20 protein-coding genes are annotated in these 19,064 nt (G+C 75.7%); 7 read left to right on the forward strand and 13 right to left on the reverse strand.

Annotated elements, in window-relative coordinates; translation table 11 throughout:
* Positions 1 to 230 precede the first annotated feature (230 nt).
* On the forward strand, positions 231 to 491 hold the full coding sequence (locus ACI794_RS12950) for an HPr family phosphocarrier protein (protein WP_456616556.1): 261 nt from the start codon (positions 231 to 233) through the stop codon (positions 489 to 491).
* Positions 492 to 637: 146 nt separating this feature from the next.
* On the opposite strand, the gene ACI794_RS12955 is transcribed toward ACI794_RS12950, so the two are convergent.
* The 4 genes from ACI794_RS12955 to ACI794_RS12970 all read right to left on the reverse strand — a co-directional run bounded on the left by ACI794_RS12955 (position 638) and on the right by ACI794_RS12970 (position 4,225).
* Complete coding sequence (locus tag ACI794_RS12955; protein WP_456580405.1) at positions 638 to 1,105, reverse strand: SRPBCC family protein; 468 nt, start codon at positions 1,103 to 1,105, stop codon at positions 638 to 640.
* Between the two features lie 81 nt (positions 1,106 to 1,186).
* Positions 1,187 to 2,359, reverse strand: a complete 1,173-nt coding sequence (locus ACI794_RS12960; RefSeq protein WP_456616557.1) for an AGE family epimerase/isomerase — start codon at positions 2,357 to 2,359, stop codon at positions 1,187 to 1,189.
* Positions 2,360 to 2,363: 4 nt separating this feature from the next.
* Positions 2,364 to 3,023 (reverse strand): response regulator, encoded by a 660-nt coding sequence (locus ACI794_RS12965; protein ID WP_456616558.1) that lies wholly within the window; start codon positions 3,021 to 3,023, stop codon positions 2,364 to 2,366.
* Positions 3,020 to 4,225, reverse strand: coding sequence for a sensor histidine kinase (locus ACI794_RS12970; RefSeq protein WP_456602329.1), 1,206 nt, complete (start codon positions 4,223 to 4,225; stop codon positions 3,020 to 3,022). Before ACI794_RS12970 ends, ACI794_RS12965 begins: the two co-directional genes overlap by 4 nt.
* A gap of 197 nt (positions 4,226 to 4,422) precedes the next feature.
* Here ACI794_RS12970 and ACI794_RS12975 point away from each other — a divergent pair, with 197 nt between their 5' ends.
* Positions 4,423 to 4,983, forward strand: a complete 561-nt coding sequence (locus tag ACI794_RS12975) for a hypothetical protein (protein WP_456602328.1) — start codon at positions 4,423 to 4,425, stop codon at positions 4,981 to 4,983.
* 43 nt (positions 4,984 to 5,026) lie between these two features.
* Here the strand turns inward: ACI794_RS12975 and ACI794_RS12980 are convergent, their stop codons facing one another.
* From ACI794_RS12980 to pdhA, 4 genes are read right to left on the reverse strand one after another with little or no spacing between them, the layout of a single operon-like run.
* Positions 5,027 to 5,407: a hypothetical protein gene (locus ACI794_RS12980; protein ID WP_456616559.1), complete on the reverse strand. Its 381-nt coding sequence runs from the start codon at positions 5,405 to 5,407 to the stop codon at positions 5,027 to 5,029.
* Positions 5,408 to 5,432: 25 nt separating this feature from the next.
* The gene (locus ACI794_RS12985) at positions 5,433 to 6,935 is read right to left on the reverse strand and encodes a dihydrolipoamide acetyltransferase family protein (RefSeq protein ID WP_456616560.1); all 1,503 of its coding nucleotides are present in this window, start codon (positions 6,933 to 6,935) and stop codon (positions 5,433 to 5,435) included.
* Between the two features lie 3 nt (positions 6,936 to 6,938).
* On the reverse strand, positions 6,939 to 7,919 hold the full coding sequence (locus tag ACI794_RS12990) for an alpha-ketoacid dehydrogenase subunit beta (RefSeq protein WP_456602325.1): 981 nt from the start codon (positions 7,917 to 7,919) through the stop codon (positions 6,939 to 6,941).
* Positions 7,916 to 9,055 (reverse strand): pyruvate dehydrogenase (acetyl-transferring) E1 component subunit alpha, encoded by a 1,140-nt coding sequence (gene pdhA / locus ACI794_RS12995; RefSeq protein WP_456602324.1) that lies wholly within the window; start codon positions 9,053 to 9,055, stop codon positions 7,916 to 7,918. The genes ACI794_RS12990 and pdhA overlap by 4 nt, the downstream gene beginning before the upstream one ends.
* 216 nt (positions 9,056 to 9,271) lie before the next feature.
* Here pdhA and ACI794_RS13000 point away from each other — a divergent pair, with 216 nt between their 5' ends.
* Entirely contained in the window at positions 9,272 to 9,745 is a 474-nt protein-coding gene (locus ACI794_RS13000; RefSeq protein WP_456616561.1) for an Lrp/AsnC family transcriptional regulator, read from the forward strand.
* On the opposite strand, the gene ACI794_RS13005 is transcribed toward ACI794_RS13000, so the two are convergent.
* Positions 9,742 to 9,993, reverse strand: a complete 252-nt coding sequence (locus ACI794_RS13005; RefSeq protein WP_456602323.1) for a DUF3253 domain-containing protein — start codon at positions 9,991 to 9,993, stop codon at positions 9,742 to 9,744. The two genes, ACI794_RS13000 and ACI794_RS13005, sit on opposite strands and share 4 nt — an antisense overlap.
* Positions 9,994 to 10,105: 112 nt before the next feature.
* Between ACI794_RS13005 and ACI794_RS13010 the strand changes: the two genes are divergently transcribed.
* Positions 10,106 to 10,624: a hypothetical protein gene (locus ACI794_RS13010; RefSeq protein ID WP_456616562.1), complete on the forward strand. Its 519-nt coding sequence runs from the start codon at positions 10,106 to 10,108 to the stop codon at positions 10,622 to 10,624.
* A 115-nt stretch (positions 10,625 to 10,739) separates the two neighbouring features.
* Here the strand turns inward: ACI794_RS13010 and ACI794_RS13015 are convergent, their stop codons facing one another.
* Together ACI794_RS13015 and ACI794_RS13020 are read right to left on the reverse strand one after the other, a co-directional pair.
* Positions 10,740 to 12,062, reverse strand: coding sequence for a serine hydrolase domain-containing protein (locus ACI794_RS13015; RefSeq protein WP_456616563.1), 1,323 nt, complete (start codon positions 12,060 to 12,062; stop codon positions 10,740 to 10,742).
* Positions 12,063 to 12,097: 35 nt separating this feature from the next.
* Complete coding sequence (locus tag ACI794_RS13020; RefSeq protein ID WP_456602320.1) at positions 12,098 to 12,421, reverse strand: DUF3817 domain-containing protein; 324 nt, start codon at positions 12,419 to 12,421, stop codon at positions 12,098 to 12,100.
* Between the two features lie 116 nt (positions 12,422 to 12,537).
* On the opposite strand from ACI794_RS13020, the gene ACI794_RS13025 reads away from it, so the two are divergent.
* A complete protein-coding gene (locus ACI794_RS13025; RefSeq protein WP_456602319.1) occupies positions 12,538 to 13,083 on the forward strand; it encodes a hypothetical protein in 546 nt (181 codons plus the stop codon).
* 14 nt (positions 13,084 to 13,097) lie between these two features.
* On the opposite strand, the gene ACI794_RS13030 is transcribed toward ACI794_RS13025, so the two are convergent.
* A complete protein-coding gene (locus ACI794_RS13030; protein WP_456616564.1) occupies positions 13,098 to 14,177 on the reverse strand; it encodes a C40 family peptidase in 1,080 nt (359 codons plus the stop codon).
* A 357-nt stretch (positions 14,178 to 14,534) separates the two neighbouring features.
* Between ACI794_RS13030 and ACI794_RS13035 the strand changes: the two genes are divergently transcribed.
* Positions 14,535 to 15,455: a YhjD/YihY/BrkB family envelope integrity protein gene (locus ACI794_RS13035; RefSeq protein WP_456616565.1), complete on the forward strand. Its 921-nt coding sequence runs from the start codon at positions 14,535 to 14,537 to the stop codon at positions 15,453 to 15,455.
* On the opposite strand, the gene ACI794_RS13040 is transcribed toward ACI794_RS13035, so the two are convergent.
* On the reverse strand, positions 15,399 to 17,810 hold the full coding sequence (locus ACI794_RS13040) for a penicillin-binding protein (protein ID WP_456616566.1): 2,412 nt from the start codon (positions 17,808 to 17,810) through the stop codon (positions 15,399 to 15,401). The two genes, ACI794_RS13035 and ACI794_RS13040, sit on opposite strands and share 57 nt — an antisense overlap.
* Positions 17,811 to 18,003: 193 nt before the next feature.
* Between ACI794_RS13040 and ACI794_RS13045 the strand changes: the two genes are divergently transcribed.
* Entirely contained in the window at positions 18,004 to 19,014 is a 1,011-nt protein-coding gene (locus ACI794_RS13045; RefSeq protein WP_456602315.1) for a zinc-binding dehydrogenase, read from the forward strand.
* Positions 19,015 to 19,064 lie beyond the last annotated feature (50 nt).

Consider the following 19,064-nt stretch of genomic DNA (forward strand, 5'->3'; position numbering starts at 1 on the left):
GCCGCAAGCCCCCCCCCCCCCCCCCCCCCCCCGCCCCCCCCCCCCCCCCCCCCCCCCCCCCCCCCCCCCCCCCCCCCCCCCCCCCCCCCCCCCCCCCCCCCCCCCCCCCCCCCCCCCCCCACGGCCTGACCGCCAGGAGGAGAACCCCCTCGCCCCCCAGCGCTCGCACGCTCGCGATGGGACCCTGCGAGGGCGCCGCCTCCCCCAGCACGACAGCGAGAAGAGGACACATGCCCAGTCAGACCGTGACCGTCGGCTCCCGGGTGGGGCTGCACGCCCGCCCGGCCGCGCTGATCGCCGAGGCCGTCGGGAAGGCCGGGGTGCCCGTCACCCTCGCCACCCCCGGCGGCAACCCGGTCGACGCCGGTTCGCCGTTGATGATCATGACCCTCGGCGCGAAGCAGGGCTCGGAGGTGATCGTCGCCAGCGAGGACCAGGCCGCGCTGGACCGCATCGCGGACCTCGTCGCCCAGGACCTCGACGCGGAGTGACCCGAGACGGCGACGGCGCCCTCCCCGCGCGGGTGGGCGCCGTCGCCGTCGTCCATGATCAGGTGACCTGATCGTGGCGCGTCCTCCCTCAGCGCGTGCGGTGAGGGAGGACACCGGGGGATCAGGTCACCTGATCATCGCCGGGGTCAGGACTGGTCGGGGCGCGGCACGTCACCGCGCCAGGCACCGGTCTCGGTGCCGCGGCTCTCGATGAACTCCTTGAACTTCTTCGCGTCGGCCTTGACCTGCCGGTCGTCGAAGCCGAGCGCGGCGCCGGCCTTCTCGACCAGCCCGGTGGGCTCCCAGTCGATCTGGATCATGACGCGGGTCTTGGCGTCGTCCAGCCGGTGGAACGTCACCACGCCCGCGTGCTTGGCGTCGCCGCTGGTGCTGGTCCAGGCCACCCGCTCCTCGGGGTGCTGCTCGGTGATCTCGGCGTCGAACTCGCGCTTCACGCCGTCGATGTTGGTGACCCAGTGGGTGTGGGTCTCGTCGATCTGCGTGATCCTCTCGACACCGCCCATGAACTTCGGGAAGGTCTCGAACTGCGTCCACTGGTCGTAGGCGACGCGGATCGGGACGTCGACGTCGACGGACTCCTGCACGCTGGCCACGTTCTCAGCTCCTCGTATCGCTTGTTCGGTCGGGCCGCCACCTACCCCGCGCCGGCGGGGCCGACACGTGGTCCGCGCTGCTCAGCGCAGCGCGGCCGCGATGCTCCCGCGCACCGGCCGGTCCGCCACCAGCAGCATCTGGGCCAGGTGGTAGGCGTCCGGCTGCCCGGCCCAGGTGCCCTCGGCGACCTCTCCGGTGGGGGTCAGCTCGTGGTGCCAGCTCCCCGTGGCGGGGTCGGCGAACCGCTCCTCCCCGTGCACCCGCCAGCGCTCGGCCAGCCCCCGGTAGCGCTCCTCACCGGTGACCCTGGCCAGGACGGCGGCGGCCGCGACCGCCTCGCAGAGCACCCAGTGCATGCGCGCGCCGACGACCGGCCGGTCGTCCCAGTCCAGCGTGTACGGGAAGCCCTCGCGCCCGTCGGCGGCCCACCCCCGCCTCGCCGCCGCGTCGAAGAGCGCGACGGCGTCCTCGAGCAGCCAGGACGGCGGATCGGGCAGGGCGGCCCGCAGGTGCAGTGCGAGGCGGGCCCACTCGAACTGGTGCCCGACCGTGACGCCGTAGGGCTGGAACGGGTCGGCCGGGCGGTCGCGGTTGTGGTCGGGCAGCGGCTCCCACGCGGCGGTGAAGTGCTCCGGCAGGCGCCAGGCCCGCTCGCGGGCGAAGCCGTGCACGATCCGCTCGGTGCTGCGCAGCGCCTGCCCGCGCAGCCGGTCGGCGAGGGCGGTGTCGTCGACCGCGTCGGCGGCGGCGAGCACCGCCTCGACGCCGTGCATGTTCGCGTTGGCCCCCCGGTAACCGGACAGCCGCGTCCAGCCGGCGTCCCACTCGTCGACCGCGAGCCCGGCGTCGGCGTCCCAGAAGCGGTCCTGCCAGACGGCGACGGCCTCGTCGAGCAGGCCGCGGCCGCCGTCGGCCCCCGCGGTGGTCGCCGTCGCGCCGGCGAGGACGACGAACGCGTGCACGTAGGCGGCCTTGGCGTCATCGTCCCCCGTCGCGCGCCACCCGCCGTGCACGACGTCGTGGAGCGGGCCGGAGCGCAGCGCGGCGACGCCGTGCCGGACCAGTTCGTCCGCCCCGGGCCGGCCGAGGAGCGCGGCCAGCCCGAAGACGTGGGTCATCCGGGCGACGATCCACGTCTCCTGCGGCCGCGGCAGCACCGCCCCGTCCGAGCCCAGGTAGCCGAACCCGTCGGGCAGCCGCGACCGCGCCGCGAAGTCCAGCAGCCGGTCGAGGTCGGTCCGCGCAGCGCTCACGCCCTCATCCTGGCCCGCCCGGCCGCACGAGGCCCGTCTCGTAGGCCCGGACGACGGCCTGCACCCGGTCGCGGACCCCGAGCTTGGCCAGCAGCCGGGTGACGTGCGCCTTCACCGTGGCCTCCGTGACGACCAGGTGGGCGGCGATCTCGGCGTTGGAGAGGCCCTGGGCGACCAGCAACCAGACCTCGCGCTCGCGCGGGCTGAGGCCGGCGACCGGCTGCGGCGGGGCGATCGGCGCCCGGAGGTGCCGCTCGATCAGCCGGCGGGTGACGGCGGGGGCCAGCAGCGCCTCGCCCTCGGCGACGGTGCGCACGGCGTCGACCAGCCGGCCGGGCGGCGCGTCCTTCAGGAGGAAGCCCGCCGCACCGGCCTCGAGCGCGCGGAAGACGTACTCGTCGAGGTCGAAGGTGGTGAGCACCAGCACCTGGGGGCTCCCGGGCTCCCGGCGGAGCCGCCGGGTCGCCTCGATACCGTCCAGTCGCGGCATGCGCACGTCCATGACGACGACGTCGGGGCGCAGCCGCAGCGCCAGCTCCACCGCCTGCACCCCGTCGGCGGCCTCGCCGACCACCTCGACGTCGCCGGCCTCGAGCAGTCCCGTGATGCCGGACCGGACCAGGGCGTGGTCGTCGGCGACGACCACGCGCAGCCGCTCGCTCACGGTGCCGTCACCGGGAGGACGGCGCGGACCGACCAGCCGCCGTCGGGCTCGGGACCGACGGCGAGCGATCCGCCGTAGACGCGGACCCGCTCGCGCATCCCGGGCAGCCCGTGACCGCCCCCGCGCAGCCCTTCCGGCGCGAGCTCCGGCCCGGCGGCGCCGGCCCGGCGTCCGGAGTCGCGGACCGTCACGGTGACCGTGTCCCCGCGCCGGGCGACGGCCACGGCCGTCCGCGCGCCGGGGGCGTGCCGGAGCACGTTGGTCAGCGACTCCTGCACGATCCGGTAGACCGCCAGCGACGGGCCGTCGGGCACCGGCTGGTCCACGGCGACGTCGAGGGCGACGTCGAGCCCGGCGCCGCGCGCCTCGTCCACCAGGTCGGGCAGTCGCTCGATGCCCGGCTGCGGCACGTAGACCGCCTCGCCCTCCCGCAGGACGTCGAGCAGGTGCCGCATCTCGGCCATCGCCTCCGTCGCCGTGCGACGCGCCATGCCGATGTGGTCGCGCGCGCGGTCGGGATCGCGGCCGACGAAGAGCTCGGCCGCGCCGGTCTGCAGGACCACGACCGACACCGCGTGCGCGACGACGTCGTGCAGCTCCCGCGCGATGCGGGCCCGTTCGGCGGCGACCGCCCGCCCGGCGGCGTCGGCCGAGCTCTGCTCGGCCCGCAGGGCGGCCAGGGCGCGGTGGTGGACGACGCGCCCGCCGGTCCAGGCGCCGGCGACGAAGAAGAACAGCAGGATGACCGAGCGCGGCTGCGTCGCCTCGACGCCGAAGTAGCCGAGCTGCCCCGCCGCACCCATCGCGATCACGGGCACCAGGCCCAGGCCGACGGCGGCCGGTAGGGGGGCGACGTGCACCGCGACGGTGAAGGCGGCGAGCAGCAGGCTGGGGAAGGGCGTGAACGTCGCCGCCGCCTCCGCCGTCGCCGCGTGCACCACCAGGGCGACCGACACCACGACGGTGACCGAGCCGGGGAACCTCCGGCGCAGCGCGAGGGGCAGCGTCGCGACCAGCACGAAGAGGGTGGCCGGCGTCGCGGCCAGCTCCGGGGAGAGGAGCACCTCCAGCAGTCCCCAGACGGCCAGCCCGGCGGCGACGGCGACGTCCAGCCCGCTGGTCCAGCGGGGGACCGACGCGGCGGCGACCGCGGGGTGCACCGCGGGGGCCGGGCCCGGAGCCCCGTCTGCGGTCGTGGTCACGGAGGGGAACCTACGGCTCGCCACCGGACCCCGGCGTCCACCTCGGGGCGACACCGGGGTTCGACCAAGGTCGACACCGGGGTTGCGACCCCGCGGCGCGCGATGTGGACCCGCGGCCGATGCCGGGCGGGGCCGGACGCTCCTAGCTTTCTCGGCGACCGCCTGACCAGGCGCTTTCCACGACCCGAGGAGCTCCCGTGACCACCCTCTCCCCCTCCGCCCGAACCACGACCGCACGGCGCCCCGACCGCGCCGCCGGCATCGCGACGCTCGTCGCCGCCGGCATCTCGGTCGCCGTCGGCGTGACCCAGGTGCTGTACCCGCAGGACACCGACCCCGCCATCGACCCGCGGACCGCCGCCATGCTCGTCGGCACCAGCGTCATGCTCTGGGCGCTGCCGGTCCTCTACCTCCGGCTGGCCGCGCTGGGTGGCTCCCGCCGGGCCGCGCAGGTCGCCTCGGCCGGGACGGTGCTCCTGTCGGCCGGGATGCTGTCGAGCGCCATCAACGGGGAGGACCTCTCCTTCTTCCCCGCGGTGGCGCTCGTGGCGAACGCCCTCTGGTTCCTCGGATCGGCCGGCCTGGCCGTCTCCCTCCGGCGTGGCCGTCAGGTGCCCCGACCGATCGTCGCGCTCCTGCCCCTGGTGACGCCGGTCTTCCTGCTCCTGTCCCAGCTCGGGGGCGGTGTGCCGGTGGGCGCGTACCTGGCCGTCGTCGGCTGGCTGATGCTGCGCGGGCAGCTCGCCGGCCGCGGCTGACCCCGTAGGGCCCTGGCGGTCCCCGCCCCTCGGGCGGGGACCGCTACCGCGCTGCCGGCCGGTCGGCCGCGAGGCCCAGCGCCAGTCGCACGGTGGCCACCATGATCACCACGAGCCCGAGCAGGTGCACCGCCCCGGCGGCGATGTTCGGCCCGTCCGCCGCCACCAGGTCCAGCACCACCAGGACCAGGAGGGCGACGAGGACGACTCCTCCCACCCGCCGGGGACCGCCGACCACGCTCTCTCCCGGCGAGGCCAGGAGGAGCACGGCGGCGGCGAGGGCCAGCGCATGGGCGGTGAACTGGGCCAGCGACGGCGCGAGGCCCTGCTCGGGCCCCGGCCGGCTCCCGCTGACGACGATGGCCACGCCGCTGCAGAGCGCGAAGAGCAGCAGCAGGACGAGAGCCGTCCGACGTCGGTCCACGGAGCCACCCTCCCGCGCGCGCCGGTCAGAAGGCCAGCGCCGCGCCCGGATCGTGGAGCAGCGCCCCCACGTCGGCCAGGAACCTCGACCCCAGCTCGCCGTCGACGATGCGGTGGTCGAAGCTCAGCGCCAACTGGGTCACCTGCCGGGGGCGGACCTTGCCCTTGTGCACCCACGGCATCTCCCGCACGGCGCCGAAGGCGAGGATCACCGACTCCCCGGGGTTGAGGATCGGCGTCCCGGTGTCGACCCCGAAGACGCCCACGTTGGTGATGGTGAGCGTGCCGCCGGTCATGTCGCCCGGGGCGGTGCGCCCGGCCCGCGCCGTCTCGGTCAGCTCGGCCAGCGCGCCGGCGAGCTCGGCCAGGGAGAGCCGGCCGGCGTCCTTGATGTTGGGCACCACCAGCCCGCGAGGCGTGGCCGCGGCGATGCCGAGGTTGACCTGGCCGTGGACGACGATCTCCTGCGCCGCCTCGTCCCAGGAGCTGTTCACCATCGGGTGCCGCTGGGCCGCCAGGAGCACCGCCTTGGCCACGAACAGCAGCGGGCTGACCTTCACCCCGGCGAGCTCGGGCCGGGCGGCCAGCCGGCTGCGCAGCTTCATCATCCGGGTGACGTCGACGGTCAGGAACTCCGTGACGTGCGGGGCGGTGAAGGCGCTGGCCACCATCGCGGCCGCGGTGGCCTTGCGGACCCCCTTGACCGGGATCCGCTGCTCGCCGGCGGTGCCCGCGACGGGGGCCTGGGCGCCGGCGCCGTCGGCCCGCGCGGCGACGGCGGCGTCGACGTCGGCCCGGGTGATGCAGCCGTCGGTGCCCGTCCCCGAGACCGTGGTCAGGTCCACGCCGAGGTCCTTGGCGTACTTGCGCACCGGCGGCTTGGCCAGCGGGCGGGGTCCGCGCCGGCCGGGGGCGGACCCGCGCGACGGCGCGGCCTCCTCACGGCGGGCGGCGGCCTCGGCCTGGCGGCCGACCTCCAGCCCGCCGTGGCGCACCGGCTTGCTGCGCATGTCGGGGGCCGTGGCCAGCAGCGGCGGGCCGTCGTCGGAGGGCAGGGGCGGCCGGTCGGTGCCGCCTGAGCCGTAGTCGGCGCCGGGCAGCGCGGTGGCGCGGGCGGCGGCCGCGGCGCCCGAGCGGCGCGGCCGGCGGCGGGCCTCGGTCGTCCGCGGGCCGTAGCCGACCAGCACGGCGGTGCGCCCACCCGGGGCGGCCCCGCCGATCAGCCCCGCGGCCGGCTCCTCGCCGGTCGCGGCGCCCTCGCCGGCCGGCTCCGCCGCCGGGGCGTCGCCGCCCACGTCGACGGTGATGATCGGCTCCCCGACGTCGACCGTCGTGCCGGCCTCGTGCAGCAGCTCGACGACGGTGCCGGCCCACGGTGAGGGCAGCTCGACGGCGGCCTTCGCCGTCTCCACCTCGCACAGCGGCTGGTTGACGGTGATGGTGTCGCCGACGGCCACGAGCCACTGGAGGATCTCGCCCTCGGTGAGCCCCTCACCGACGTCGGGCAGCTTGAACTGTCGCTGGGCCACGGCTCAGAACTCCATCGCGCGGTCGACGGCGTCCAGCACCCGGTCGAGGTCGGGGAGGTACTCCTCCTCCAGCTTCGACGGCGGGTAGGGGGTGTCGAAACCCCCGACCCGCAGCACCGGCGCCTCCAGGGAGTGGAAGCAGGTCTCGGTCACCCGGGCGGCGATCTCCGCGCCGAGCCCGAGGGTGACGGGCGCCTCGTGGACGACGACGCAACGGCCGGTGCGGCGCACCGACTCGAAGACCGGCTCGAGGTCCAGCGGGGAGACGGTGCGCAGGTCGACCACTTCCAGCGAGCGCCCCTCGCCGGCGACCGCCTCGGCGGCCTGCAGCGCCGTCTTCACCATGGGGCCGTAGGCGAGCACCGTGACGTCGTCGCCGCCGCGGACCACGCGGGAGGCGAACAGCGGGTCGGGGGTGGCGTCGGTGTCGACCTCGGCCTTCTCCCAGTACCGCCGCTTGGGCTCCAGGAAGACGATCGGGTCGGGGTGGGCGATCGCCTGCTGGATGCCCCAGTAGGCGTCGACCGGGTTGCTGACCGCGACCACCTTGAGCCCGGCGGTGTGCGCGAAGTACGCCTCGGGGCTCTCGCTGTGGTGCTCGACGGCCCCGATGCCGCCGCCGAAGGGGATGCGGATGACGATCGGCATCGGCAGCCGGCCCTTCGACCGGGCGTGCATCTTGGCCACCTGGGTGACGATCTGGTTGTAGGCGGGGAAGACGAACCCGTCGAACTGGATCTCGCAGACCGGCCGGTAGCCGCGCATCGCCAGCCCGACAGCGGTGCCCAGGATCCCGGCCTCGGCCAGGGGCGTGTCGACCACACGGGCCTCACCGAAGTCCTTCTGCAGGCCGTCGGTGATGCGGAAGACACCGCCCAGCTTGCCGATGTCCTCCCCCATGAGCACGACCTTGGCGTCGTCCTCCATGGCCTTGCGCAGGCCGAGGTTCAGTGCCTTGCCGATGGTCAGGGTCTCGGTGCTCATTCGCCGGCCTCCTCGAAGCTCGCGCGGTAGGCGACGAAGTCGTCGCGCTGGGCGGCCAGCCACGGGGTCTGCTCCGCGTAGACGGAGTCGAACATCGCCGTCGGTTCGGGGTCGGGCATGTCGACGGTGCCGCTGCGGATCCGCACGGCGAGCTCGTCGGCCTCGCGCTCCACGCGGTCGAAGAACGCCGCATCGGCCTTGTCGTGCCGGGAGAGGTGGGCCTTCAGCCGGGCGATCGGGTCGCGCAGCTTCCACTCCTCCAGCTCGCTGGCCAGCCGGTACCGGGTGGGGTCGTCTGAGGTGGTGTGCGCGCCCATCCGGTAGGTGAACGCCTCGATGAAGGTCGGCCCCTGGCCCTCGCGCGCGGCCTGGAGCGCCTGCCGAGTCACGGCCAGGACGGCGAGGACGTCGTTGCCGTCGACCCGGACGCCGGGGAAGCCGAAGCCGGCCGCGCGCCGGTACAGCGGGACGCGCGACTGCCGCTCGAGCGGGACGCTGATCGCGTACTGGTTGTTCTGGCAGAAGAAGACGACGGGGGCCGAGAAGCTCGCCGCCCAGATCATCGCCTCGTTGACCTCGCCCTGGCTGGTGGCGCCGTCGCCGAGGAAGGCCAGCGCCGCGCTCTCGGCGCCGTCGCGCTGCAGCCCCATGGCGTAGCCGGTGGCGTGCAGGGTCTGCGCGCCGATGACCACGGTGTAGAGGTTGAAGCCGGTGGCCACCGGGTCCCAGCCGCCGTTGTCCACGCCGCGGAACAGGCTGATGACGTGCAGCGGGTCGACGCCGCGGGTCCAGGCGACGCCGTGCTCGCGGTAGGTCGGGAAGGCCATGTCGGAGGCGGCCATCGCGCGGCCGGCGCCGATCTGCGCGGCCTCCTGGCCCAGCAGTGAGGCCCAGATGCCCAGCTCGCCCTGGCGCTGCAGCGCGGTCGCCTCGACGTCCCACCGGCGGACTAGCACCAGGTCGCGGTAGAGGTCGCGCAGCTCCTCGTCGGAGATCTCCAGCGAGTAGTCGGGGTGCTCGACCCGCTCGCCCTCGGGCGTGAGCAGCTGGACCAGCTGCGTCCGCTGCGGCAGGTGGGGGGCGTCGGCCCCCGGGACGGGGTCGACCATCTCGGTGGTCTCTGGCAACGCTGTCACCGGTCGCGCTCCTCGCCGTCGGCCACCGCCACCGGGGTCACCGGCGGCGCGGTGGTGCTGGACGTTGCGGCCCGCCGGGTGTGGCGGCCCTCACACATCCTGGCACGGCCTCCCCGCCGCTGACCAGCCCGGGCGGGGGCGATCTGCGCAGGGGTGGTCGAGGGAGTTGCGCAGAAAGCTGCCCGCGCACGGCCGGGAGCTGACAGACTGCCCAGCGTGCCGGAGATCGACGCCACCGACGCGCGGCTGCTGCTGGCCCTCACGGAGGACCCGCGGGCCAGCGTCATGGCGCTGTCGCAGCGGCTCGGCCTGGCCCGCAACACCGTGCAGAGCCGGCTGGCCCGGCTGGAGGGCAACGGCGTGCTCGGCCCGCTGGACCAGCGGGTCCGCCCGGAGGCCCTCGGGTACCGGCTGACCGCCTACATGTCGGTGCAGGTGGCGCAGCGCGGGCTGGCCGAGGTCAGCGGCGCGCTCGCCGGGCTCCCCGAGGTGCTCGAGGTGACCGGCCTCTCGGGCGCCACCGACCTGCTGGTGCACGTCGCGGCCACCGACGCCGACCACCTGTGGCGGATCACCGAGACGGTGCTGGCCATCCCCGGCGTCCAGCGGGTGGACACCGCCCTGGCGATGCGCCGGTTCGTCGAGCGGCGCGTGGGCCCGCTGCTGCACCGCGCCGCCGGCACCGGCTAGCGGGGCCGGCGGATCCGCACGGGTCCTCGGGCGGTCCGGACGTCGACCACCTCGCCGCCCTGGGTCACCTCGACGGTCCCCGCGTCCGCGAGGCGGCCGGCCGCGCGGCGCGCTTCGGGCATCAGGTCGCGCCAGCCCTCGGGATCGAGCGCCCGAGCAGCCTCGGAAGGGCAGATGGAGGCCTCCGCGCGACGCTGCCCGAGCAGCTCGCCGATGGTGCGCTCCAGCTCGGCGCCGACGTCGTCCACCTGCCCAGCGTGGCCGTGCCCGAGCGGCTCCGCCAGGGGTGCCGGTCTCCGTGGCCCGGGCGAGGACGCGGTCGGTGGGTGGGGCCGCTTCCGGGCGGGTATCGGGCCGCACATGGCGAAGCGGACCCCGGTAGGGCGCACCGGCAAGGGCAGGCGCGGCATCAGCACGCTGGGCTGGGCGCTGAGGGGGGCGGCCGCCGGCGCGGCCGGCACGACGGCGCTCAACGCCGTCACCTACCTGGACATGGTGGTGCGCGGCCGGGGCAGCAGCTCGACGCCCGAGCGGACCGTCGAGAAGCTCGCGGAGGCGGCGCACGTGCCCATCCCGGGCGACGAGCAGACCCGGCAGAACCGCGTCCAGGGGCTCGGGCCCATGACGGGGCTGGTGGCCGGCGTCGGGGTCGGCGTGGTCGGCGGGCTGGCGCGCGCGGCGGGTCTCCTGTCGGCCAAGCCCGTCGGTGTCGCCCTCACCGCGCTGGGCGCCATGGTGGCGGCCAACGGCCCGATGACCGTGCTCGGCGTGACCGACCCGCGCACCTGGTCGACGACCGACTGGCTCAGCGACCTGGTGCCGCACCTGGCCTACGGCGTCGTCGTCAAGACCACGATCGACGCGTTCGACCGCCCGTGACGGCGCCCGGCGATGACCAGGTCCCCTGATCGTGGAGCGTCCTCCCTCAGCGCCCACGGTGAGGGAGGACACCGCATGATCAGGTTCCCTGATCGTGGCCCGGGGGGAGAGCGGGTCAGCGCCAGCCGCGGTCGTCCACACCGCCGGGCACCGGCGCGGCGGGGTCGTACGGGGTGCGGGTGAAGACGAAGGTGTCGAGCTCCAGGTGGTCGTCGGCGATGCGCAGCCTCTCCCCCGCGAAGTAGCCGTCCAGCCCCCGCCAGGTGCCGTCCTCGGCCGACGCGAACCGGCTGGCCCGGCCCGGCCGCCCGGGCAGCGGGCCCAGGTGCAGCAGCCCGCCGCTGACCGAGCGCAGGAGGTAGGGCGCGGGCCCCCAGAACCAGACACCGAGGGTCTCCAGGGGAACCGGCGAGGGGGCGGGCACCCACGGCTCGACGACCCGCGGCTCGGCGGCGCGCAGGTCGGCCAGCAGGCCGAACACCAGCGGGTCCAGGCCGCTGGTCGTGTTGGCCAGCGAGACCGCGCCGGTCTGCTCCTCGCGGTCGACGAAGACGCCGGCCAGGAAGCCGGGCATCGAGCCGCCGTGGCCCACCAGCGTCCGCCCGTCGACCCGCACCACCTGCACGCCCAGCCCGTAGGAGGACCAGCCGGGCGCGGAGGAGTCCACCCCGGCGGGCACGGTCATCTCCTCCAGCGTCGCCGGGTCGAGCACGTCCGCGGTGTCGCCGAGGAGGAACGCGGCGAACCGGCCGAGGTCGGCCAGCGTCGCCCACAGCTGCCCGGCGGCCGCCATCACGCCGGCGTGGTGCTCGGGTTCGGGCAGCACGACGTCGGCCCAGGGGTGCACCGCCCGTCCCTCGGCGGCCGGGGCCACCGGGCGGGGAGTCGTGCGCGCCATGCCCAGCGGCGCCAGCACCTCGGCGGTGACGACGTCGTCCCAGGACGAGCCGCGCAGCCTCGCGACGAGCTCGCCGAGCAGGCCGAAGCCGAGGTTGGAGTAGTGGAACCGGCGCGCGGCGCCGAGGACGACGTCGGTCTCCGCCAGCCCCAGCTCCTCCAGCGACCCGCCCGGTGTCCGCTCCCACCAGCCGCCGGGGCTCTCCGCCGAGGCGCCGGCGAGGTGGGAGAGCAGCTGCCCGACCGTGCGGTCGCCGAACGGCGTGCCGGTCAGGTGGCGCTCCAGCGGGTCGTCCAGCCCCAGCCGGCCCTCGTCGCGCAGCCGCATGACGACGACGGCCGTCACGGTCTTGCTGATCGACCCCAGCCGGTACTGGACGTCCGTGTGCGGCCCGGGCACCTCCCCGCGGCCGGCCGACCACGCCAGCCCGCCGTCACGGACCACGCCGGCGACGAGGCCGGGAGACCGGCCGTCGCGCTGGACCCGGGCCGTGCGGGCGAGCAGGAGGCGGGCGGTCGAAGGCAGCACGGGCTCGGGCATGACGGCGACCGTAGCGACCGGCCGGGCCCGGTGGCTCAGGCGGCCAGCGCCTCGCGCGCGGGCAGCGCGCCGGTGCGGGTGGCCCACCGCTCGAACCAGACGGTGGCCAGCGGCGGCACCGAGGCGGCCAGCGCGAGCAGCGTCGTGGGCAGCGACCAGCGCAGCACCCGGGCGGCGACCAGGGCGACGAGGACGTAGACGACGAAGACGCCGCCGTGGATGGGCCCGAACACCTGGACGCCCACCTCGGAGGTCTGCAGCACCCACTTCACGAACATCCCGGCCAGCAGGCCGACCCAGGTGATCGCCTCGGCGACGGCGACGATGCGGAAGGCGGCGGTGACGGTGCGCGGGTTCAACGGGGCGTCCTCGGGTCGGGGGCGGGATCCGGCAGGTGAACGAGCGGGCCGCCGGCGACGTCCCCGGGCGGGGGTGTGACGTACGCGGCAGCCGGCCCGGTGGCAGGGTCGGCAGCGTGCGCGGACTGGCCCGGCGGGAGTTCTGCCTGGTGCTGCTGCGCCGGATGGCCGACGTCCGGCCCGACCTCACCGCCGCCGCCCTGCCCCGGCTCGGGGCGACCCGGGCGGAGGCCCACGCCGCGCACACCCGCTGGCAGGCGCTGCAGCACTCCCGGCGGGCCCCGCGCGGGCTGGCCCTGCGCACCGCGGTCCTCGGCCCCCCGGAGGAGCTGGAGGACCGGCGCGTCGGCGACCTCGACGTCCAGGTGCGGCGCTGGCCGCTCCCGCTGTGGCCGCACCAGTGGTGGGAGGTCGTCAGCGGCCCCGGGGGCGCCGTGCTGCACGAGCACCTCGCCCGGGCGCCGGGGTCACCGGTACCCCGGGCCCGCCCGCGTCGCCTGCTCGTGTGGGAGCACGTGCTCGACGACGTCGTCGGGTTGCCGGGCGCCCGCGGGGTCGACACCGGCGTGCCCACCCGCTCCGAGGTGCGGCTGCCGGGTGGGGTGCGGGCGGTGTTCGTCTGGGGGCTGCTGCAGCAGGTCAGCGGGTCGGGCGCGACCTGAGCGGCTGCCGGGCGTCACCCCGCGATGCGCCGGGCCCCGGCGTAGCCGCCCATCGAGTCGATGCTGGCCACCTTGACCACGTCGCCCGAGGTCGGCGCGTGCACCATCTGGCCGTTGCCGATGTAGATGCCCACGTGGCTGACCGGGCTGTAGAAGAAGACCAGGTCGCCGGGGCGCAGATCGTCGCGGGAGACCGCCTGGCCGACGCCCGCCTGGTTCCGGCTGGCGCGCGGCAGCGCGATCCCGGCCGCCCGGAAGGCGTAGGAGGTCAGACCCGAGCAGTCGAACGCGCCGGGACCCGTCGCCGCCCACACGTAGGGCTTGCCCCGCTGCGCCATGGCGGTGTCGACCGCGATCTGCGCGGCGCGGCTGTCGGCCGCCACGGGAGCGGACGGCGCGGCTGCCACCGCCTCCCGCTCCCCGCGGCTGGCGCGCTGGGGCTCCCCGCCGCGCTCCTCGGCGTGGTGCGCCTCGGCCACGGCCTGGCGCTCGGCGGCGCTCAGTCGGTCGAACTGGGCTCGGAACTCGTCGACCTGCTCCTGCAGCTCGGCCTGCTGGCCGGCGATGGAGTCGTAGGCGGCCTTCGCCTGGGCGGCGGCCTGCTGCGCTGCGGCCTGGGCCTGGGCGGCGGCCACGTTCGCCTCGGCGGCCCGGGTGAGCACCACGCCCTGGTGCCCGGAGATCGTCTCGAGCGTGCTCACGCGGCTGACGAACTCGTCGGCCGAGTCGCTGGTGAGCAGGGCCTGGAAGGAGCTCAGACCCTCGCCGGTCCAGGCGCTGCGGGCGATGCCGCGCACCTGCTCCTGGGCGCGGGCCAGGTCCGCGGTGGCCTGCTGGAGCTGGGCGGCGGCCGCCTCGGCGGTGGCCTGCTGGGCCGCCAGTGCATCCCGTGCCGCGTTGAACTCCTCGGTGACGACCTCGAGCTGGTGGCCGCGCTCGGCGACGAGCCGGGCCGCCTCACCGGACGTGGCGGGAGAGCCGGGAGCCGCGGAGGCGGGCACCGTGGCGAGCAGGATGCCGACCGTGCCGGCCAGGGCCAGCCCCACCCGCCCGGCGGTGCGGCGGCGGGCGGGTGTGCGCAGGGGGGTCGCCATGGTGCGGCGGCTCTCCGATCTCGTCCACGGCCGCCTGCCAGGACCGGCCGGGCGCCCCCGTGCGGCGGAACGGACGGGTCCGTCCCGCCACGACGCTGCGACGGTCCCCGGTCCGGCAGCCCGCGGGTACGCGGGTCCGGTTCGACGGCGCCCGGCGGGGGTCACTCGGCAGTGACGGAAAGCCCCGACGGACCTACTCACCGTAGGCGGCGTGACCCGGTCGTGACAATGCCGCGAACCACATTCGTGTAGTTCTTCCCGGGTCACGTCACAGCAGCCCCACCCGACGCCGGGCGGACGCGGCCGGGGGCGGTTTCGGCACGGCCCCGCGGGACCACTACCGGAGGATGGATCGCCGTGAGCCCCTCGAGTGATCCGCAGCGCGGGAGCCGGTCGTCCCGGGCGGTCGGCGCGCTCCGCGACCTCGTCCGGGGCGTGCGCGCCCGGCTGCGGGGACGCGACCTCATGCTCATCGCCGCCGGGCTCACCTTCTACGCCGGCATCGCCGTCGTCCCCCTGGTGGTGCTCGCCTTCGGGCTGACCGCCTGGCTCACCTCCCCGGAGCGGGTGCGGGAGCTCGGCGACCGGCTCGGCGACCTGCTGCCCGGCGCGCTCGGCGCCCCGGACGCCGTCGAACGGCTGGTCCAGGCCGGCGCGGGGCTGGACCCGCTGGGCGCCCTGCTGGCCCTGCTGCCCATGTCCTTCTACGGCGAGGGGCTCCGGCGCGCCCTCCTGCGCTTCTCCGCACGGCACGCCCGGCACGAGGGGCACACCGCCTGGCGCGGCCGGCTCGCCGCCCTGCCGCTGCTGCTGCTCGCCCCGGTGCTGCTCTACCCGCTGCTGCTCGCCGCGGCGCGGATGGCCGACCTGGCCGAGCGCGGGGGCGTGGCGGCCACGGTCGGGCAGGTGGCGCTCGGCTACTACGCGGTGCTGGCCGCGCTCACCCTGCCGCTGGCCTGGGGGTTCCGGGTCGTCGGCGGCGGCCGCGTGCGGTGGCGGTCGCTGCTTGTCGGCGCGCTGTTCACCGCCGCCTGCCTGTCCGGCTTCCTGCAGGGGTTCGTGCTGTTCCTGGCGCTGCCGCTGGACCTCGGCGCGCCGTTCGGTGACCTGGACGTCGTGGGCGGCGTGGTCGCGCTCGCGCTCTGGCTGTTCCTCCTCCACCTGGTCGTCCTGCTGGGCTGGCTGACCACCCAGACGCTGGACGAGCTGGTGGACCGCCGCTCAGCGTCGCAGCGGCGGATAGGGGAACCGGTCGAGCCAGGTCTCGACCGGGCCTAGCTCCGGGTCGTCGGGCACCGCAGGGTCACCGGTCCCGGGATCCGGCTCGGGCACGACCGGCGGGGCCGGTGGCGGCGGCACCGGCTCGGGCGCGCGCTCGGGAGCCGGCGGGGGCGGCGGGGGCGGCGGCGGGGGCGGCACGTAGCGGGAGCCGTTGCTGACGAGGACGGCGACGACCTGTCCCGGCACGGCGCGCCCACCCGCCGGCGGGCTGGTCCCCACGAGCTGCCCCTGGGCCAGCTCGCTGTCCACCCGCACCACGCGGGGGAGGAAACCGGCGGCCTCGAGCACGTCCTGGCACCGGGACGGCTCCCCGCAGGAGGGGACGCGGATCGTGTTGCCGCGCACCACCGCTGGGTCCGCGGGCGGGAAGTCGCTGCTGCCCCGCGCGGTGAGGACGGGCGCCATCGCGTCGTGCCAGATGGTGGCGCCCTTGTCGCCGCCGAAGCCGCCGACGTCCTGGCTCTCCTTGGGGTTGAACACCATGACGCTGGCCGCGATCTCCGGCGTGTAGCCCACGAACGCCACCGAGACGTTGTCCTGCGTGGTGCCGGTCTTGCCCGCGATCTGGTGACCCGGCACGTACGCGCGCCGGCCGGTCTGCCCGCCGGATCCCGGCTCGACGTCCTTGCGCAGCATCTGGTTCAGGGTGTTCGCGACCCCGGCGGGGATGGCCTCGGGCGTGCAGCGATCGCCGTCGACCAGCGGCTCGCCGTCGTCGCCGAGGACGGGCTCGCCCTCGCGGTCGAGGATCCCGGTCACCGGGACGACGTCGCACCGGGTGCCCGAGGCCGCCAGCGTGGAGTAGGCGCTGGCCAGCCCCAGCGGGCTGGTCGCCTCCGGGCCGAAGGCGAAGGAGCCGTTGTTCTCGTCGACGGTGCGCTGCGCCAGGCCCTGCGGGCCGTGCTCGTAGAGCCCCATGCGCTCGGCCATGCGCACCGGTTCCTCGACGCTGCCGAGCGCGTCCTCGAGGGCGAGGAAGTAGGTGTTGGAGGACTGGTAGAGGGCTGTGGTCAGGTCCAGGGTCGCCCGGTAGCTACCCGAGTTGCGGACGTCGTAGAACCCGTCGCCCTCCCGGTACACGCGCGAGACGTAGGGGCTCGGCGCGGTGAGCGTGTACTCCGTGGAGTAACCGCGGGCCAGCGCCGCGGCGGCCACGAACACCTTGTAGGTGGAGCCCGCGCCACGGCTCGGGAGGGCGTTGAGGTTCACCGACTCCTGCCGCCGGTCCGCCTCGTCGTGGCCGTAGATCCGGTTGACGCTCATCGCCAGCAGGTGCCCGGTGCCCGGCTCGACCGCGGTGAAGGTGGCGGCCAGCGGGCTCTCCAGCGGCTGGTTGGCGAGCACCGCGGCGTCACCGGCGCGCTGCAGGTCGGCGTCCAGCGTGGTCTGGATGACGTAGCCGTTGCGCTCGAGGTCGTCCTGGGTCAGCCCCAGCTCGTCGATCAGGTACTGCTGGACGAAGTCGCAGACGTAGGCACCCACGGTCGCCTCGACGCAGCCGCGGGGCGGCGCCGGGGCCGGGGCCAGGCCGAGGGGGGCGGCCGAGGCCTCCTCCTGCTGCTCAGGGCTGATGTACCCCTGCTCGGCCATCCGGGCGAGCACCTGGTTGCGCCGGACGGTCGCGCCCTCGGGGTCGGTGAAGGGGTCGTGGTCCTTGGGGCTCTGCACCAGGCCGGCCAGCAGCGCCGCCTGGGGCAGGGTCAGCTGCGCGGCGTCGACGCCGAAGAACGCCCGGGCCGCGGGCTGCACCCCGTAGGCGTTCTGCCCGAAGTAGACGATGTTGAGGTACCGCGTGAGCAGCTCGTCCTTGGTGTAGGCCGACTCCATCGCCAGGGCCAGCCGGGCCTCGCGCAGCTTGCGGCCGAAGGTCTTCTCGGTGGCGGCGTTCCGCTCGTCCTGGGTGCGCGCCGACTGCAGCAGGGTCTGCTTGACCAGCTGCTGGGTGAGGGTGGACCCACCCTCCTCGACCTCGCCGGCGGCGATGTTCGTGACCAAGGCGCGCGTCGTCCCCTGCACGTCGAGGCCGCCGTGGTCGTAGAAGCGCGCGTCCTCGACGGCGACCAGCGCCTGCCGCATGACCTCGGCGATCTGGTCGAAGGCGACCGGCTCGCGGTTCTCCCGGTAGAAGGAGGTGATCAGCTCACCGTTGGCCGCGAGCACCACGGTGTTGCCCGCCGGCACCTCGACGGAGAACTCCTCCGGCGGGTCGCCGAGCAGGGCCGAGGAGCTGCGCGCGGCCAGGGCGGGCCCGCCGACCCAGGGGAGGAGCAGCCCGGCCAGCAGGACGCCGGCGAGCAGCACGGCGCCCGCGAGCGTGAGCAGGGTGCGACCCGGCCTCCTGCGCGACTCCATGACCCTCCTCCGGCTGTTCGTGCAGCTCAGCAGGGCCGATGGCGATCCACAACCACCCGCGCGGTGGCGCGTCAACCGGAACTCTCCCGTCCGCCTCCCGGTTCCCGCGCGTCACAGGGGGCCGCGGCGCCCCGGGGCAGGGGTTCCCCGGACCCCCCTCGTCGGCGCAGCGCCCACGGCGTTGGATGGGGGCATGCCTGACTCGATGCTGGCCGGCCGGCTGGACGTGCGCACCCGTGAGTTCGTGGTCAAGGAGGTGCCCAGGCCGGCACCCGGCCCCGGGGAGGTGTTGATCCGGGTCGCCGCGGCCGGCATCTGCCTCTCCGACGTCCACCTGATCGAGGGGCAGCTCTCCCCGCTGTTCCTCGCCGGTGACGAGGTGACGCTCGGGCACGAGGTGGCCGGCACCGTCGCGGAGCTCGGCGACGGCGTGGGCGGCCTGACCGAGGGGCAGCGGGTGCTCCTGCAGGCCGGGGAGGAGAAGGACGGCTGGATCCACACCCGTGGCGTCGACTACGACGGCGGCTGGGCGCAGTACGCCCTGGCGACGGCGGGCACGGTCGTGCCCATCCCCGACACGCTGCCCTTCGAGCAGGCGTGCATCGTGCCCGATGCGGTCTCGACGCCGTGGGCCTCGATCGTGCGGACGGCGCAGGTGCGCGCCGCCCAGCCGGTCGGCGTCTGGGGCATCGGCGGGCTAGGCGCGCACGCGGTGCAGCTGCTGCGGCTGGCCGGGGCCGCCCCGATCGTCGCCGTCGACCCGGTGCCCGCGGCCCGGCAGCGGGCGCTGGACTTCGGCGCGGACCTGGCGCTGGACCCGTCCGAGGACATCGCCACCCGCGTGCGGGAGCTCACCGGTGGCGCCGGGCTGGCCTTCGCCTTCGACTTCGCCGGCGTCGCGCCGGTGCGCGAGCAGGCGGTGCGCTGCCTGGAGCGGGACGGGGCCCTGGTGCTGGTCGGCCTGACCGACCAGCCGCTGGAGATCCGCAACGGGACCCAGTTCAGCTACTTCGGGCAGCGGATCCTCGGCCACTACGGCTCCGAACCGGGCCACGTCGAGGAGTTGGTCGACCTGGTCCGGCACCACCGGCTCGATCTCTCCCGCTCCATCTCCGGCACGCTCCCGCTCGCCGACGCCGCCGAGGGCGTGCAGCGGCTGGCGAATAAGGAGGGCGACCCCATCCGCCTGGTCCTCACGCCCTGACTCTGTCGTCCTCCGGACGACACCGCGGCCAGGTGCCGTCCCCCACCGCC

Source organism: Blastococcus sp. SYSU DS0541 (assembly GCF_054050875.1).